Here is a 17,267-nt window from a genome sequence, read left to right as displayed (position 1 = left end):
GGGGCGCGCACCGCCCCGAGGTGTTCGAGCGCGACGCGGAAGGGGAGTCACGCGCCGCAGTCGGGTTGACCTCGACAACACCGATGTTTGCACAGATCACCGCCCGCGCGGGGACGTCAATTCCGTTGGCACCAGAGTCGCGGTCGAAGTTTTGCTACCGTCGGCGGATGGGAGCGGTCAGTGCGGCCAGGATGGAAACATTCCTGGTGGTCGCCCGGCTCAGCAGCATCCGCCGCGCCGCCACCCAACTGCACATCACCGAGGCAGCTGTCTCCGCCGCCGTCGCGCACATCGAAAAACAATTGGGCGTCAAGCTGATCGCCAAATCCGGGCGCGGGATCGCACTCACCGAAGCCGGCCGGATCTACGCCGAATACTGCCGCAGCATACTCGGACTGATGCGGGAAGCCCACGCCGCCGTCCAGCAAGCCGAGACCGGACGGCTGCGCATCGGCGTCGTCGCCACCGCGGGCGAATACGTGCTGCTGCGCCCACTCGCCTCGTTCCGCCACCGTTACCCCGACATCGAACTGAGCCTGTCCGTGCATCCGCGCGACGTCCTGTTTCTCGAATTGCAGCACCACGAAACAGATCTCGTCATCGCGGGCCGCCCACCCCGCAACACCGGCCTGGTCATCCGCGCCCGCAGACCGAGCCGTCTCGTCGTCGTCGGCGCCGCCGATCAGAGCCCCGACCCGCTGAACGCCACGTGGCTGCTCCGCGGCCGCGGCTCCGGCACCCGCGACGCCACCCTGGCCTTGCTCGACGAACTCGAAATCAACCCACCTACCCTCACCTTAGGCAGTCACGGCGCCGTCCTGGCCGCCGCCCGAGCAGGACTGGGCGTCACCCTGATCCACAGCGACGCCATCTCCCAGGATCTCGAATCCGGTCTGCTGCAAATACTTCCGGTCACCGGCACGCCCCTCGACCGCCCCTGGCACGCCATCACCACCCGCACCCCCACCCCCACCGCCCGCCTGTTCCTCGCCCACATCGCCGACCCCACCGAAGTCGGCCCCGCCGCCTTCCACCCCGCCTGAACCCGTCCAGCGAACTGCCCCGCCGCTCGACGTACCTGAATCTCACCCCAACACCCTTTGGCCGAGTGGCTACAAATCTGGAGCGAGCCCTTCGCCATATTTGACCTATGATTACAGAATCGCTACGGTCGACCTTGTGGCACGCACAAAAAGCTTCGATCCCGACGACGCGGTCGCCAAAGCGATGGAGGTGTTCTGGAGCAAGGGATACGCCCGCACCACCCCCCAGAACCTGGTCGACGCGATCGGCATCGGCCGGGGCAGCCTGTACAACGCGTTCACGGGCAAGCACGATTTGTTCGAACGGGCGCTGCGCCGGTATCAGGCGCAAGAAACAGCGCGGTTGATCAATCTGCTCGACGGGCCGGGTTCGCCGCGACAGCGGGTGCACGCCGCGTTGACCTTGGTGCTCGAGGCAGCCTGCGCGGACACCGACCGGCGCGGCTGCCTGGCCACGAATGCCGCAGTTGAGCTGGGTGGCGATGACGAGGCGGCCACGCTACTTGTTCGCCGCATCTTCGACCGCCAGCACGACGCCTTCCGGGGCGCCATCGAGGAGGGGCAGCGTGCTCGGGAGTTCGCCGCCGATCTCGATCCGCGGGCCGCAGCCGACTTCTTGCTCGCCACCATCAACGGTATGCGGGTGCTCGCCAAAGTCGACCCTCACCCGGCTCGCCTCGCCGCACTGGCCGAAACAGCAATGCGCGCGCTGTAATTCACCTCCCCCGTCGACTCGATAGGCAAACGTTCAGCAGAGGGCAATTACGTTGCCCTGATTTTGTAACTGTAGTTCAAGAAAGGGAACGCCATGGATCTGCAACTCGCAGGCAAGACCGCCGTCGTCACCGGGGCGAGCAAAGGTATCGGCCTGGAAATCGTCCGGGCACTCATCGCCGAAGGCGTGCGCGTCGTCGCCGCCGCACGCACTATCACCCCGGAACTGCGCGCGCTCGACGGCCCGTCCACCGCGGTGACCGTCGATTTGGCCACCCCGGACGGAGCCGCCGCCTTGGTGGAACGAGCCACCGAGATCCTCGGCGACCTCGATATCCTCATCAACAATGTCGGCGGGGTCGTCCCCGGCAGCGCCGACGCCCGCGGCTTCCTCGAGATCGCCGACGATGCCTGGCAGCGCACCTACGACCTCAACCTGTTCAGTACCGTCCGGGTCACCCGTCACGCCTTGCCCGGTCTGCTCCGGCGGCGCGGGGTGATCATCAACATCTCCTCCATCGGCGCACGCGCCGCCTACCACCCCGTCGATTACGGCACCGCGAAAGCCGGGCTGAACAACCTCACCAAGGCGCTCGCCGAAGAGTTCGGTGCGCACGGCTTGCGGGCACTCACCGTCTCTCCGGGGCCCACCCGCACCCGCAATTGGTCGGCCCCCGACGGATACGCCGCCGACGTGGCCGCCCAGAACTCGATGACCCTCGACGAGTTCCTCGACCAGGCCCCCACCCAGATGGGCATCACCACCGGCCGACTCACCGAACCAGCCGAAATCGCGGCACTGGTCAGCTTCCTGGCGTCCCCTCGGTCCGGAAACCTCACCGGCGCCGACTATTTGGCCGACGGCGGAGTGATCAAGACGGTTTAACGCGGTGAACCGTCCAGCGGCCAGCTACCTCTCGACCAACTGGCCGCCGGCGGGGAACCCCGTGCGACGGGTCAGTTGGCTAACGGCGTTGCAGCGCCTTGACGTTGTCGCCGAAGGTCCAGCCGCGGGAGCCGTCCCAGTTGATGGACCAGGTCATCAGGCCCTTGAGGGCGTTCGCGGAGCCGGTGCCGTAGTGGTTCCAGGCCTGCGCGACCAGGCTGGGCGACATGTAACCCCCGCCCGCGCCCGGCTGGGCGGGCAGGCCGGGGGCCTGCTTGTCGTAGGGGACGGTGATGGTGGTGCCCTGTATGGTCAGACCCTTTGCCAGGCAATCGGTCTGCGCGACGAACCCCTGGACCGTCCCGGCCTGGTAGGAGTCGCCGGAGCAGCCATACATGCTGCCGTTGTAGTACTGCATGTTGAGCCACCAGAGCCGGCCGTTGTCCACGTACTTCTTGATGATCGGCAGGTAGGCGCCCCAGATCGAACCGTAGGTGACGCTGCCGCCGGTGACGTACGCGGTCTCGGGCGCCATGGTCAGGCCGAAACCGGGGGGCATCTGCGCGAGGATGCCGTCGATGATGCGGATCAGGTTGGCCTGCGAGGTCGACAGCTTCTTGATGTCACCGCTGTTGGTGAGGCCGGTCTCCAGGTCGATGTCGACGCCGTCGAAGTTGTATGTCTTCAGGATCGGCACGATGGTCGCGACGAACCGGTCGGCGACCGCGGCGGAGCTGAGGTCGATGCCGGCCGCCGCGCCGCCGATGGACATCAGGATGGTGGCGCCCGCCGCCTTGGCCTGGCACATCTCCGCCGGGGTCGCGACCTTGACGGTCGGGCTCATCCCGTCCTCCCACCGCGCGGTCCCGTTCGATTCGATGACCGGGAACGCCGCGTTGATGACGTTATAGCCGTGCGCCGCGATACGTGCGTCGGTGATCGGGATCCAGCCCATGCCCGGGTGGACGCCGTTGGCCGCGCCGTCCCAATTCTCCCAATACCCTTGCAGCACTTTGCCTGCCGGACGCGGTTTGGTCGGACAGGTCGTGTCGTTCGGCGCCGCGGACACCTCCGGCGCGATCGCGACCACCATCGCGCCGATCATTGCTAACACTGCCATCACGCATCCGAAGAGTGCCGAGCGACGGCCGACTCCACGTGAGCCACCTGTGGAATTCATACCCAAGTAGAACCACAACCAGGATGATCATCTCCAATGGCGACAACTGGGGAGAAGTTGCCCGAAATTACAGCTGACCGTGCTGGGAGTCGAAGGTGGCGACACGCCCGCCGAGCTGGACCTGGGCGCCGGGGACCAGTTTCACCGGATGCCCGGGAATGGCCCTGGTCCAATCCGGATGGCCGGGTTGGCGGATGTGGGTTCCGTTGGTCGAGCCACCGTCGACAACGGTGACATCCCAGTCGATGAGCCGAATCTCCGCGTGGGCGCGCGACATTCCACCGGAACGGTCCTCGAGCCGCACCGGGCGCGCGCCGCGAGCAACCGCTTCGGCATGCTCGGGTTCGCGGCCGAGCACGCAATCGTTGTCGAGGACGAACGAGGTGCCGTCGTCGAGTAGCAGCAGACCGAGCGGCGGGCGCACACCATCGGTGAGCACGCAGGTCAGCTGATCCATTCGAATGCCACACACCGCGCAGAACGACACCCGCGGATCATTGTGATGATCACGCGCGCACTTGAATCCCTTGACGATCACACCTGGCTGGGCCGACTCGCGCACGGTGGCGCTGTCGGGCACGCGCGACACCAACGTCTCCGCGGGCACCACGGTCTCTACGAAGTCGATATCGCTGACGAAGCCGCGCGCGGGATTACCTTCGGCCTTCGAGATGTCCGGCCTGGCCGGACCATCTGACGGGCCGCCGCCGGAGCGTGGCGGCTCAGCACCTGTCGAGACATCCTGCGCAACCGGCTCCCGCGGCGCGGTCCGTGGCACCGCTTGGCCGCTGTAGGACTCTGTTGGCGCATCCATGGATTCGTCACGCTTGCGCAGATCCGGTCCACTGTGCGGCTGGGATGCCCGCTGCGGCACCGGCTTTGCGGCGGGCATACTCTCACCGGCCGCACCGAACCACAGCACCGCGCCCGACCCCGGCGCGGTCCCTTCCGTCAACGCGAAAAACCCACGCTCGGGCAGCGTCTCGACCGCGCGTCCCGGCTCGTCCACGAACAACCCGGCCCCGATCCCCGGCGCGGGCGTCACCACCCGATCGACAGTGAACCCGGCGTCGCGCCCGCGCAGAATCTCCGCGCCCTGCGACCCGGCCAGCACCGCCGTCACCTCACCGTGCAGAAACACCGCGATCCCGGTTTCCCCCGGCGTGATCACCCCGAACTCGACCGCGTCCTCGTCCCCGTTCGCCAAACCCATCAACCAGCTCGTCGCCAGCCGCGCCAACGTGCGCCCGCTGCGCCGCGGTTCGTTCGAGGCGGCCTGCCGCACGATCCCGAGCAACGCCGTCATCGCGCGCGCCGCCACCGAATCCGCGGTCACCGCGGTGTCCAGCCGGTGCGCGACCACCACGACCACACCCCCGGCGGCGGCCACCAGGTGCCGACCGGGCATGACCTCGATCTGCCTGCTCACACGAATCTGCCGCCCTGAAATCGCCACCGATGGAACACCACTCGCATCGGACCGTTCACGATGAGCCAGAACACGATCCAGGTGAGGATGAACTGGATGAGGAACGCGGTCAGCGACGGGCGCAGCGACTCGGGCAGCACGATGGTCGTGTGACGGACGAGGACCCACATGAGCGCCCCCTCGTTGACCATGGTCAGAAAGCCGAACAGCGTCGGCCAATCCTTTTCCCAGCGGAACTGTTGCAGGAAATGGTAAAGCAACTCCCACAGCACCCCGACCAGAACGGTGCCGAGCAGGACCGACAGCGTCACCCGGTAGGCCTGTCCGAGACTCAGCGATCCGGTCGGCAGCAATGGTGTGATGATCAGCGCGACGAAGCATCCGATCACGCTCAGCGCGAGCACACGGGTCTGAATTCGCCCGTTCAAGGTTGGCAGCATCAGCTCAGATCTTCTTGTTCGTGACCCAGGACCACCACTGGCTCGTCGAGCGCAGCGGACCCATCCGGCGGCAGAACCCCAGCGCCGCAAGATCGTCCGCGATTTCTTGCGCGGCGATCTGCAGGCCGAGGAAGGTGTCCACCCCGACGAACGGCCCGCCGAGCGTCGCGCTACCGGATGCGTAGATGCGCCCGGTGCCACTTCGGGTGCCGATCAGCTCGAAAGTGGTGTCGACGTCGAGCCGCCCGACCGGGTTGCGCCCGGCACCGGTGTGATCCAGCAGATCGGCGAGCAACCGATGCTCCCGGATATCGGCCTCGAGTCCGGTGCAGTCGATGATGTAGTCCACCGTCGTGTCGAACGGTTGTGTCGGCGGCGGGAACGGCAGCTCCGCCGTTGTGTCCGGAATGATGGTGGCTACCACGCCCTGCCGTCCCTCGGCAGGCCGTGGCGCGCGCATGGTCCCGGCCATCACCTGATACCACCCCTGCTTGCGTCCGCGACGCAGCTGCTCCTGCCATGAGGACCGGATCGGCGTATTGGTACCGGAGATCTCCTGGTACGCCGCCGCTCGCTGCTCCCCTTGCAGGTTGCGCATCTTCTGCTTGAGCTGGCCGCCCCACACCGATTTGGGGTAGTTGAAGCCCTGGTACGCCCAGCCGTCGCCGCCTTTGCGCCGGTTGAACAGATTCTTGCCGTGTGCCTTGGCGACGTAGGTGCGGAACAGGTGCAGGATCTGAGTGTTCAGCCGCATGGTGTCCCGGTCGTCGATGAGCCGCTGTAGCACCCGGCTCGCGACGATCCCGCTGCCTCGGATCAGCACCGTTCCCGGCCTGCGTTGCAACGCCTGATAGACGTGCTCGTGCGGCTCGTACGCGTTCACCACCCGCGTCGGATCGCGATGCTTCTCCCGATACTCCTGCAGGTCCGGCAGCAGCTTCAAACCCGGATATCCCACCGCCACATGCACATACGTGCTGCGAAACGCCACCCGCTTGGTCGGCGTCGATCCCACGGGCGGGGTGAGGATGGTGAAATAGCCGCCACCGTGCCGCTTGCGCACCATGCGAACCTGCCCGCGATGCAACGAGCTCGCGTAGCCGATGCGGTGGAATTCGCGCTCCATCCCGACGAATGCCATCCCCGCCCGCGGCGTGTAGTAGTTCGCGAAGATCGGCTCCACGAAGACGTTCCACAGCGGCTTGATCGACTTGTCCGCGATGGCCTCGCGCACCGCGTAGGAGGGAAAGCCCCAGATATTGTCCGGCTCCGACGCCGAATCGCTGCGCAACCGCTCACCGCGCGGAATCTGCGACACCCGGGTCAGATACTCATACGACGCCCACGGATGCTCCTGCGGGCCCAGCACCGCCATCGACTGCGCGGGCACCCCGAAGATCCGCAACGTGTCATAGGTGACGAACGAGCCGATCCCACTGCCGATCGTCACGAACGGCACATCGACCACCGGAATTCCGGCCCTGTCCAGCATTTCATCGGCCCACACGTCGCTGTCGACGAGGGCCGGGGTGAGATCGCCCCGCATTGGCCGGACTCTACCGCCACCCGCTTATCGCCAACTTACGATCACCCGTGCTCCCGGCGTCGGGTGAATGGCATCTGGCTGCGGCGAAGTGCGAGAGCCGGGCACGCAGGTGTGCGGGCGACGCGCGAGGTGATCTAGCCGAACATGCCACGGGAGGGAGCTTTGCCGACATATCATGCGGTCGTGGCCGACTCGACGCGTTCCACCCCGCTGCGGGTACTCGTGTACAGCAATGACGCCGATACGCGGCGCCAGGTGATCCTGGCACTGGGCAAACACCCGCACCCGGAACTACCCGCCTTCGACTACCTCGAAGTGGCCACCGGCCCCGTGGTGATCCAGCACATGGACGCGGGCGGCATCGACCTCGCCATCCTCGACGGCGAGTCGGCCCCCACCGGCGGGCTCGGCATCGCCAAACAACTCAAGGACGAAATCGACCACTGCCCACCGGTGCTCGTGCTCACCGGTCGCCCGGACGACGCCTGGCTGGCCAACTGGTCCCGCGCCGAAGCAGCGGTCTCCCACCCCATCGATCCGATCCGCCTCACCGAGGCCGTAGTCGGTCTGCTCCGCAACCGCTCAGCAGCCTGAGCAGTTCGGCTTCAGCGCACGCATTCATGCAGTCTGCGCATTAATCGCACCGACCCTCGGGGGCGGTCCGCAGCTAGCGCTTTGGCATCACAGAGGTTTCGCGCGCGACACAACGGTTGTATGCGCTGTGCGGCGCCGCGAAGGTCTGTGACGGCGTAGGAGGCGGGTCGGAACGGCGAAAACATCGGCCAGCACGAGGTTTTCGCGGTACGGACTGACCGGTCAACCAACGTCACGTGACAACGACCCGGATTACCCCCGTTTCAGTCATGAATCGGCGTCACGAATTAGATCAAACGCAGCAGTCAATCCCGCGGCACTCAGACCGATCAGTTGTAGGCTGTGCCCTAGCTCACAGGAGCGCGGGCACCAGCCTTACCCGCCTCGAGCAGGCCATGGGGCGAGTCTGGCCGAGGCGGACAACGACGTCAGCCCGCCTCGGAAGCTGCCGTCCGGCAACGGGCGACCCACCCGCAGGCTCCAGGTCCCAAGGAGGGGCCGGCTCACATTGGAGGGAGGGCAGTTGTGAATATCGAGGTGCCGACTCTTGTATTAGGCGCGGTCGCTGCGGCGTTCGCGGTGTTCACCATCATCATGGCGGCCCTGGTCGGGCCGAAGCGGTACAACCGAGCCAAGCTCGAGGCGTACGAATGCGGTATCGAACCGACCCCGCACGCCATCGCGGGCGGGCCGGGAAACGTGACCGGCCAACGCTTTCCGGTGAAGTACTACCTCACCGCCATGCTGTTCATCATCTTCGACATCGAGATCGTGTTCCTCTACCCGTGGGCAGTCCACTTCGATGCGCTCGGTCTCTTCGGTCTCGCCGCGATGGCGCTGTTCATCTTCAACGTCTCCGTGGCCTACGCCTACGAATGGCGACGCGGTGGCCTCAGTTGGGAGTGATTGCCGCGCAGTGTGTTCGGGCGACGAGTGGAAGTGAAGGTTAGTCGGATATGGGGCTAGAGGAAAAACTGCCCAGTGGCTTTCTGCTGAGCACGGTCGAAGATTTCGCCGGATATTTGCGTAAGGGCTCGCTGTGGCCCGCCACCTTCGGTCTGGCCTGCTGCGCCATCGAGATGATGGCCACCGGCGCAGGCCGTTTCGACATCGCCCGCTTCGGCATGGAGGCGTTCCGCGCCTCGCCGCGGCAGGCCGATCTGATGATCGTCGCGGGCCGGGTCAGCAACAAGATGGCACCGGTGCTGCGGCAGGTCTACGACCAGATGACCGAACCGAAATGGGTGCTCGCCATGGGCGTGTGCGCGTCCTCGGGCGGCATGTTCAACAACTACGCCATCGTGCAGGGCGTCGACCATGTGGTGCCGGTCGACATCTACCTGCCCGGCTGCCCGCCGCGGCCGGAGATGCTGTTGAACGCGATCCTGGCACTGCACGCAAAGATTCAGGAGATGCCGCTGGGCGTCAATCGCGAAGAGGCCGTCCGCGCCGCCGAAGCGGCGGCACTGGCCTCCACACCGACCATCCGAATGGAGGGTCTGCTGCGATGACGTTCGATTCTCCCGACGAAACCACCACCGCGCACGACGAAATCGACGCGGCCGCAACGGCGGGCCCGGAAGGCACGCTGCCCGGCGCGGACGAACCGCAGGCGTCCGGAGCCGAGGTGATCGGCGTGCGCCACGGCATGTTCGGTGTCACCGGCACCGGCGACACCTCCGGCTACGGCAGGCTGGTCCGCCCGGTCAGCCTGCCCGGCAGCACCCCGGCGCCCTACGGCGGCTACTTCGACGAGATCGTCGACGCGGTGCGCGCCGCGCTCGGTGCGGTCGGCATCCGGTTCGAGACCGCGCTGGAGAAGGTTGTCGTCTTCCGCGGCGAACTGACCCTGCACGTGCACCGCGAACACCTGGTGGCCGTCGCCCAAGTGTTGCGTGACTATGCCGCACTGCGATTCGAGCTGTGCCTCGGCGTCAGCGGCGTGCACTACCCGGAGGACGCGGGCCGGGAACTGCACGCGGTGTACCCGCTCATGTCGATCACGCACAACCGTCGCCTGCGCGTCGAGGTGTCCGCACCGGACGCCGACCCGCACATCCCGTCGCTGTACGCGGTGTACCCGACCACCGACTGGCACGAGCGGGAAACCTACGACTTCTTCGGCATCATCTTCGACGGGCACCCCTCGCTCACTCGAATCCTGATGCCCGACGACTGGCGCGGTCACCCCCAGCGCAAGGACTACCCGCTCGGCGGGATCCCGGTCGAGTACAAGGGCGCGCGGATACCGCCGCCCGACGAGCGGAGGGCTTACAGCTGATGAACGATGTTGATACCCGGGCCGATGTCACTGGTGACGCCGGTCCGGAACCCACTGTTGTCACTGTCGCGGGACAGGACTGGGAAGAAGTCGCCGACTCGCTCCGCGGTGCGGGCGAGGAACGCATCGTCGTCAACATGGGCCCCCAGCACCCGTCCACGCACGGCGTGCTGCGGTTGATCCTGGAGATCGAGGGTGAGACGGTCACCGAGGCGCGCTGCGGAATCGGCTACCTGCACACCGGAATCGAGAAGAACCTCGAATTCCGGAACTGGACCCAGGGCGTCACCTTCGTCACCCGGATGGACTACCTGTCGCCGTTCTTCAACGAGACGGCGTACTGCCTCGGCGTGGAGAAACTGCTCGACATCACCGAGGCGATCCCGGAGCGGGTCAACATCATTCGGGTCATGCTGATGGAGCTGAACCGGATCTCCTCGCACCTGGTGGCGCTGGCCACCGGCGGCATGGAGCTCGGTGCGCTCACCCCGATGCTGTTCGGTTTCCGCGAACGCGAACTGATCCTGGACGTGTTCGAGACCATCACCGGCCTGCGGATGAACCACGCGTACATCCGGCCGGGCGGGCTCGCCCAGGACCTGCCCGACGACGGCGTCGCCAAGGTCCGTGAGCTGCTTGCCCTGATGCCGAAGCGACTGCGCGACATGGAGCAGTTGCTCACCTCGAACCCGATCTGGAAGGCCCGCACGCAGGACATCGGCTACCTCAACCTGCAAGGTTGCATGGCTCTCGGCATCACCGGTCCGGTGCTTCGCGCCACCGGCCTGCCGCACGACCTGCGCAAATCCCAGCCGTACTGCGGTTACGAGAACTACGAATTCGACATCCCCACCACCACCGGCTGTGACTGCTACGGCCGCTACGTGATCCGGGTGGACGAGATGAAGGAATCGCTCAAGATCGTCGAACAGTGCCTGGACAAACTGCGCCCCGGCCCGGTGATGGTCGACGACAAGAAGATCGCCTGGCCCGCCGATCTGGAACTCGGCCCGGACGGACTCGGCAACTCCCCCAAGCACATCGGCAAGATCATGGGCACGTCCATGGAGGGACTCATCCACCACTTCAAGCTGGTCACCGAGGGCATTCGGGTGCCAGCGGGCCAGGTGTACACCGCCGTCGAGTCACCACGCGGCGAACTCGGCGTGCACATGGTCAGCGACGGCGGCACCCGGCCCTACCGGGTGCACTACCGCGACCCCTCGTTCACCAATCTGCAAGCGGTGGCGGCGACCTGCGAGGGCGGCATGGTCGCCGACGTCATCGCCGCGGTCGCCAGCATCGACCCCGTGATGGGCGGAGTTGACCGATGACTATCGAGCGCACCGAAGCGCAATCCGGCGCAGCCATTCTGCTGAAACTGTCCGTCCGGCCCGAGCCGTATCAGCCGTTCATCCGTGAGCGCCTGGAGTTGGATGCGAAGGAGATCATCGCCCGCTACCCGGACCCGCGGTCGGCGCTGCTGCCGCTGCTGCACCTGGTGCAGTCCGAGGAGGGCTGCGTCACCGGCACCGGCATCGACTTCTGTGCCGACCAGCTGGGTTTGACCGGCGCCGAGGTCACCGCGGTGGCGACGTTCTACTCGATGTACCGGCGCACCCCGACCGGCGACTACCACGTCGGCGTGTGCACCAACACGCTGTGCGCCGTGATGGGTGGCGACGCCATCCTGGCCGCGCTGGAGCGGCATCTCGGCATCGGGCACGGGGACACCACCACCGACGGCAAGATCACCCTCGAGCATGTCGAATGCAACGCGGCCTGCGATTTCGCGCCGGTGATCATGGTCAACTGGGAGTTCTTCGACAACCAGACCCCGGAATCGGCGCAGGCCCTGGTCGATGCGCTGCGCGCGGGTCAGCAGGTGACGCCGACGCGCGGCGCACCGCTGTGCACGTTCAAGGAGACCGCGCGCATCCTCGCCGGTTTCCCCGACGAGCGACCGGGCGTGCTCGACGGCGCGGCGGGCGAGGCCACCCTGGCCGGACTCCAGGTCGCTCGCGAACAGAACATGCGAGCTCCCGCCGCCGCGGAAATCCCAGCGCTCTTGGAAAGTTCAGCGCCGCAACAGGATTCGGAGGGCGCCTGAGATGACGCTGACCCCCGTACTCACCCGGTACTGGGACGACCCGCAGTCGTGGACGATGGACACCTACCGCCGCCACGACGGCTACCAGGCCCTGCGCAAAGCGCTGGCGATGGAGCCGGACCAGGTCATCCAGACCGTCAAGGACGCAGGACTGCGCGGCCGCGGCGGCGCGGGCTTCCCGACGGGCATGAAGTGGAGCTTCATCCCGCAGGGCGCGGGACCCGACGGCGTCACCAAACCGCATTACATGGTGGTGAACGCCGACGAATCCGAACCCGGTACCTGTAAAGACATTCCGCTGATGCTGTCCAGCCCGCACGCGCTGATCGAGGGCATCATCATCGGCTCCTACGCCATCCGCGCCGCGCACGCGTTCATCTACGTACGCGGTGAGGTGGTGCCGGTGCTGCGCCGACTGCAAGCCGCGGTTGCGCAGGCCTACGAGGCAGGATTTTTGGGTCGCAATATCCTCGGCTCCGGTTACGACCTCGAACTCATCGTGCACGCCGGAGCGGGCGCCTACATCTGCGGCGAGGAAACCGCGCTGCTCGATTCGCTGGAAGGCCGGCGCGGCCAGCCCAGGCTGCGGCCGCCGTTCCCCGCCGTCGCCGGGCTCTACGCCTGCCCGACCGTGGTGAACAACGTGGAATCCATTGCCAGTGTGCCGCCGATCATCCTCAACGGCACCATGTGGTTCCGCTCGATGGGCACCGAGAAGTCCCCCGGTTTCACCCTCTACTCGCTGTCCGGGCACGTGAATCGGCCCGGCCAGTACGAGGCGCCGCTCGGTGTCACCCTGCGCGAACTTCTCGGCTATGCCGGTGGCGTACGCGACGGGCACACGGTGAAGTTCTGGACTCCCGGCGGTTCGTCGACGCCGCTGTTCACCGACGAACACCTCGACGTGCCACTCGACTACGAGGGTGTCGCGGCGGCCGGATCCATGTTGGGCACCAAGGCATTGCAGATCTTCGACGACACCACCTGCGTGGTGCGCGCCGTGCTGCGCTGGACGGAGTTCTACGCCCACGAATCCTGTGGCAAGTGCACTCCGTGCCGGGAAGGCACCTACTGGCTCGTCCAACTGCTCGAACGCATCGAGCAGGGCCGGGGCACCGAGGCCGACCTGGACAAGCTGCTCGACATCAGCGACACCATCAATGGCAAGTCGTTCTGCGCGCTCGGCGACGGCGCGGCCAGCCCGATCTTCTCCTCGCTGAAGTACTTCCGCGACGAGTACATCGCCCACTTCGAACACGGCGGGTGTCCGTTCGACCCCGCGTGGTCCACCGCGTGGGCCGCGGGTGGACCACGAGACACGGAAGGAGTGCGATGACAGCCACCGTGAACACCAATACCAGCGGGGTCGTGCCCGCCGACCTGGTGAGCGTCACCATCGATGACACCACCGTCAGCGTGCCCGCGGGCACCCTGGTGATCCGGGCGGCCGAGCTCATCGGCATCCAGATCCCCCGGTTCTGCGACCACCCGCTGCTCGACCCGGTCGGTGCCTGCCGCCAGTGCATCGTCGAGGTCGAGGGCCAGCGCAAGCCGGTCGCGTCGTGCACGATGACCGTCACCGACGGCATGGTGGTGCGCACCCAGCTCACCTCCCCGGTGGCCGACAAGGCACAAAAGGGCGTGATGGAGCTGCTGCTCATCAATCACCCGCTCGACTGCCCGGTGTGCGACAAGGGCGGCGAGTGCCCGCTGCAGAACCAGGCGATGTCCTCCGGGCGCGCCGAATCCCGGTTCGAGGGCGAGAAACGCACCTTTCCCAAGCCGATTCCGCTGTCCACCGCCGTGTTGCTGGACCGAGAACGCTGCGTGCTGTGCGCGCGCTGCACCCGGTTTTCCCAGCAGGTCGCCGGTGACCCGTTCATCGAACTGCTGGAACGTGGTGCGCTGCAACAGGTCGGCACCGCACAGGCCGAACCGCTGGACTCCTACTTCTCCGGCAACACCGTGCAGATCTGCCCGGTCGGCGCGCTGACCGGCACCAGCTACCGGTTCCGCGCCCGCCCGTTCGATCTGGTGTCGAGCCCGAATGTGTGCGAGCACTGCGCATCCGGCTGTGCACAGCGCACCGATCACCGCCGCGGCAAGGTGCTGCGCCGACTGGCCGGGGACGACCCGCAGGTCAACGAGGAATGGAACTGCGACAAGGGCCGCTGGGCATTCGCCTACGCGACCGAACGCGACCGCCTCAGCACGCCGCTGGTCCGCGGCTGGGACGGCAACCTGGCACCCGCCTCCTGGTCCGAAGCCCTCGCCGCGGCCGCGGAAGGATTGGCCGCTGCATTCGGCAGCGCCGGTGTGCTGGTCGGTGGCCGGGTCACCGAAGAGGACGCCTACGCCTACGCCAAGTTCGCCCGAATCGCCTTGGGCACCAATGATGTCGACTTCCGCGCCAGGGTGCACTCGGCCGAGGAGGCCGACTTCCTCGCCGCACGCGTCGCGGGCCAGGGCATGACGGTCAGCTACGACAACCTGGAGGCCGCGCCGATCGTCCTGCTCGTCGGATTCGAGCCGGAAGAAGAGTCGCCGATCGTCTATCTGCGACTGCGCAAGGCCGCCCGCAAGCGTCGCATGCCGATCTACTCGCTGGCGCCCTACTCCTCGCGCGGACTGGACCGCATGTCCGGCAAGCTGATGCAGGCCATGCCGGGTGCCGAACCGCATCTGCTCGACGCGGTCCGCACCGGCGATTCCGCGGCGCCGGGCGCCGATCCCACCCAGCTCGCCGATGTCGGTCGATTGCTGCGCGAACCGGGCGCGGTGATCATGGTCGGTGAGCGGATGGCGGGTATCCCCGGCGCGTTCTCGGCCGCCGTGCGGCTCGCCGACGAGACCGGTGCCGCGCTGGCCTGGGTGCCGCGCCGCGCCGGTGAGCGGGGCGCGGTCGAAGCCGGTGCGCTGCCCGGCCTGCTGCCCGGCGGTCGCCCCGTAGCAGATCCCCTTGCCCGCCAACAGGTTCGGGCCGTATGGAACGTGCCGGACCTGCCGGTCACGACCGGCCGCGACACCGCCGCCATTCTCGAAGCCGCGTCCGGTCTCGGTGCGCTGGTGATCGGTGGCGTCGACGTCGCCGACCTGCCGGACCCGAACGGCGCACTGGCCGCCATCGACGCCGCGCGGTTCGTCGTCAGCCTGGAACAGCGGCACAGCGCGGTCACCGACCGTGCCGACGTCGTGTTCCCGGTCGCCACGGCGATGGAGAAGTCCGGCACCTTCCGCACCTGGGAGGGCAGGCCACGCCCGTTCGCGGCCGCGCTCGGCGACGACATGGTGCGCCGCCAGTCCGCCCCGCTGTCCGATCAGCGCGTGCTGCAAGCCATCGCGGATGAGATGAAGGTGCGTCTCGGCCTGCCCGACACCGACGCGGCGCGCGCCGAACTCGCCGAACTCGGCGCATGGGACGGCGCACCCGTCGCACCGCCCGCGCACCGGCCACACCCGCTGACCCAGCCCGGACCGGGCACCGCGGTGCTGGCGAGCTGGCGGATGCTGCTCGACCTCGGCCGTCTGCAGGACGGCGAACCCAACCTGCCCGGCATCGCCCGCACACCTGTGGCCCGCCTGTCCCCCGGCACCGCCGCCGAAATCGGCGCCGCCACCGACGATCTGGTGACCGTCGCCAGCGACCACGGCACCATCACGCTGCCGCTGGTGATCACCGACCTGCCCGACCGGGTGGTCTGGCTGCCCCAGCACTCGCCCGGCAGCTCGATCGCCGAACAGTTGGCCACCCAGCCCGGCGGCATCGTGCAGCTGCGGCGCGCCGACGAGAGGATGAAGGAGCACAGGCATGAGTGATCTGTCCCTCTTCGGCCACGACCCGTTGTGGCTCGTGCTCGGAAAATCCCTCGCCATCTTCGTCTTCCTGCTGCTCACCCCGATGATCGCGGTGGTCGCGGAACGAAAGATCGTGGCGCGCATGCAGATGCGCATCGGCCCGAACCGGATCGGCCCCTACGGCATGCTGCAGAGCATCGCCGACGGCGTGAAGATGGCGCTCAAGGAAGACATCGTCCCGGCCATCGTGGACAAGCCGATCTTCATTCTGGCGCCGATCATTTCGCTGATCCCGGCGGTGATGGCGTTCGCGGTGATCCCGTTCGGCCCCGAGGTCTCCGTCTTCGGCCACCAGACGGCGCTGCAACTCACCGATATGCCGGTGGCGGTGCTCTACATCCTGGCCATCACCTCGATCGGTGTGTACGGGATCGTGCTGGCCGGCTGGTCTTCGGGGTCCACCTATCCGCTGCTGGGTGGGCTGCGCTCGACCGCGCAGGTGATTTCCTACGAGATTGCGATGGCGCTGTGCTTCGCCACCGTGTTCCTGCTCGGCGGCACCATGGCCACCTCCGGCATCGTCGAGGCGCAGGAGGGCACCTGGTATGTCTTCCTGCTGCTGCCCTCGTTCCTCATCTACTGCATCTCGATGGTCGGTGAGACCAACCGGGCACCGTTCGACCTGCCCGAAGCCGAGGGCGAACTGGTCGGCGGCTTCCACACCGAGTACTCCTCGCTGAAGTTCGCCATGTTCATGATGGCCGAATACATCAACATGGCAACGGTTTCCGCGCTCGCCACCACGCTTTTCCTCGGCGGCTGGCGGGCACCATGGCCGTTGAACATGTGGGAGGGCGCCAACACCGGCTGGTGGCCGGTGCTGTGGTTCACCGCCAAGGTGTGGATGTTCCTGTTCGTGTTCATCTGGTTGCGCGGCACGCTGCCCCGCCTGCGCTACGACCAGTTCATGAATCTCGGCTGGAAGCTGCTGATCCCGACCGCGCTGCTGTGGGTGATGCTGGTCGCCACCGCTCGGGTGTTGCAGGCCGAGGGCTACGAGATCCAGACACCGGCGCTGGTCATCGGCGGCCTGCTGGTCTCCGGCCTGATGGTGGGAATGTTCCTGCGCGCCGGACGCCGGGGCGGCGCACCACCGCCCGCCGAGCCGATCCCCACGGCACCGGCGTCGGATTCGGCGGTGTTCCTCGGTTTCCCGACACCACCGCTGCCCGAACGCCCCCGCCCGGTC

The 17,267-nt window shown here is 67.0% G+C and carries 15 protein-coding genes and 1 pseudogene; 12 read left to right on the top strand and 4 right to left on the bottom strand.

The window, feature by feature from the left end; all coding sequences use genetic code 11:
• Positions 1 to 167 precede the first annotated feature (167 nt).
• From KV110_RS21095 to KV110_RS21085, 3 genes are all read left to right on the top strand, one after another.
• A complete protein-coding gene (locus KV110_RS21095; RefSeq protein ID WP_246633880.1) occupies positions 168 to 1,043 on the top strand; it encodes a LysR family transcriptional regulator in 876 nt (291 codons plus the stop codon).
• Between the two features lie 136 nt (positions 1,044 to 1,179).
• Positions 1,180 to 1,758, top strand: coding sequence for a TetR/AcrR family transcriptional regulator (locus tag KV110_RS21090; protein WP_218469003.1), 579 nt, complete (start codon positions 1,180 to 1,182; stop codon positions 1,756 to 1,758).
• 93 nt (positions 1,759 to 1,851) lie between these two features.
• Positions 1,852 to 2,643, top strand: coding sequence for an SDR family NAD(P)-dependent oxidoreductase (locus tag KV110_RS21085; RefSeq protein ID WP_218469002.1), 792 nt, complete (start codon positions 1,852 to 1,854; stop codon positions 2,641 to 2,643).
• Between the two features lie 79 nt (positions 2,644 to 2,722).
• Here KV110_RS21085 and KV110_RS21080 read toward each other — a convergent pair whose 3' ends face one another.
• The 4 genes from KV110_RS21080 to KV110_RS21065 form a co-directional block, all read right to left on the bottom strand.
• On the bottom strand, positions 2,723 to 3,763 hold the full coding sequence (locus KV110_RS21080) for a chitinase (RefSeq protein WP_246633879.1): 1,041 nt from the start codon (positions 3,761 to 3,763) through the stop codon (positions 2,723 to 2,725).
• A gap of 127 nt (positions 3,764 to 3,890) precedes the next feature.
• Entirely contained in the window at positions 3,891 to 5,252 is a 1,362-nt protein-coding gene (locus KV110_RS21075) for an FHA domain-containing protein (RefSeq protein ID WP_218469000.1), read from the bottom strand.
• Positions 5,249 to 5,692 carry a hypothetical protein gene (locus KV110_RS21070; RefSeq protein ID WP_218468999.1) on the bottom strand — a complete coding sequence of 148 codons (444 nt, stop codon included), beginning with the start codon at positions 5,690 to 5,692 and terminating at the stop codon, positions 5,249 to 5,251. The genes KV110_RS21075 and KV110_RS21070 overlap by 4 nt, the downstream gene beginning before the upstream one ends.
• Before the next feature lie 4 nt (positions 5,693 to 5,696).
• Complete coding sequence (locus KV110_RS21065) at positions 5,697 to 7,238, bottom strand: hypothetical protein (protein ID WP_218468998.1); 1,542 nt, start codon at positions 7,236 to 7,238, stop codon at positions 5,697 to 5,699.
• Positions 7,239 to 7,382: 144 nt separating this feature from the next.
• Between KV110_RS21065 and KV110_RS21060 the strand changes: the two genes are divergently transcribed.
• The 9 genes and pseudogenes from KV110_RS21060 to nuoH form a co-directional block, all read left to right on the top strand.
• Complete coding sequence (locus KV110_RS21060) at positions 7,383 to 7,832, top strand: Rv3143 family two-component system response regulator (protein WP_393539472.1); 450 nt, start codon at positions 7,383 to 7,385, stop codon at positions 7,830 to 7,832.
• Positions 7,833 to 8,357: 525 nt separating this feature from the next.
• Positions 8,358 to 8,738 carry an NADH-quinone oxidoreductase subunit A gene (locus tag KV110_RS21055; RefSeq protein ID WP_218468996.1) on the top strand — a complete coding sequence of 127 codons (381 nt, stop codon included), beginning with the start codon at positions 8,358 to 8,360 and terminating at the stop codon, positions 8,736 to 8,738.
• Between the two features lie 50 nt (positions 8,739 to 8,788).
• Positions 8,789 to 9,343 (top strand): NuoB/complex I 20 kDa subunit family protein, encoded by a 555-nt coding sequence (locus KV110_RS21050; RefSeq protein WP_040735073.1) that lies wholly within the window; start codon positions 8,789 to 8,791, stop codon positions 9,341 to 9,343.
• Positions 9,340 to 10,113 (top strand): NADH-quinone oxidoreductase subunit C, encoded by a 774-nt coding sequence (locus KV110_RS21045; protein ID WP_218468995.1) that lies wholly within the window; start codon positions 9,340 to 9,342, stop codon positions 10,111 to 10,113. Before KV110_RS21050 ends, KV110_RS21045 begins: the two co-directional genes overlap by 4 nt.
• Positions 10,113 to 11,447, top strand: coding sequence for an NADH dehydrogenase (quinone) subunit D (gene nuoD / locus KV110_RS21040; protein WP_218468994.1), 1,335 nt, complete (start codon positions 10,113 to 10,115; stop codon positions 11,445 to 11,447). Before KV110_RS21045 ends, nuoD begins: the two co-directional genes overlap by 1 nt.
• Positions 11,444 to 12,223: an NADH-quinone oxidoreductase subunit NuoE gene (nuoE, locus tag KV110_RS21035; RefSeq protein WP_218468993.1), complete on the top strand. Its 780-nt coding sequence runs from the start codon at positions 11,444 to 11,446 to the stop codon at positions 12,221 to 12,223. The genes nuoD and nuoE overlap by 4 nt, the downstream gene beginning before the upstream one ends.
• Before the next feature lies 1 nt (position 12,224).
• The gene (gene nuoF, locus KV110_RS21030) at positions 12,225 to 13,559 is read left to right on the top strand and encodes an NADH-quinone oxidoreductase subunit NuoF (protein WP_218468992.1); all 1,335 of its coding nucleotides are present in this window, start codon (positions 12,225 to 12,227) and stop codon (positions 13,557 to 13,559) included.
• A complete protein-coding gene (locus tag KV110_RS21025; protein ID WP_218468991.1) occupies positions 13,556 to 16,039 on the top strand; it encodes an NADH-quinone oxidoreductase subunit G in 2,484 nt (827 codons plus the stop codon). Before nuoF ends, KV110_RS21025 begins: the two co-directional genes overlap by 4 nt.
• A pseudogene (gene nuoH, locus KV110_RS21020) lies at positions 16,032 to 17,264 on the top strand (NADH-quinone oxidoreductase subunit NuoH); the annotation flags it as partial. The gene KV110_RS21025 and the pseudogene nuoH, both read left to right, overlap by 8 nt.
• Between the last annotated feature and the right edge of the window lie 3 nt (positions 17,265 to 17,267).

It is taken from the genome of Nocardia iowensis (assembly GCF_019222765.1).
Classification (GTDB): domain Bacteria; phylum Actinomycetota; class Actinomycetes; order Mycobacteriales; family Mycobacteriaceae; genus Nocardia; species Nocardia iowensis.
This window is presented reverse-complemented; position numbering and strand designations above follow the sequence as displayed.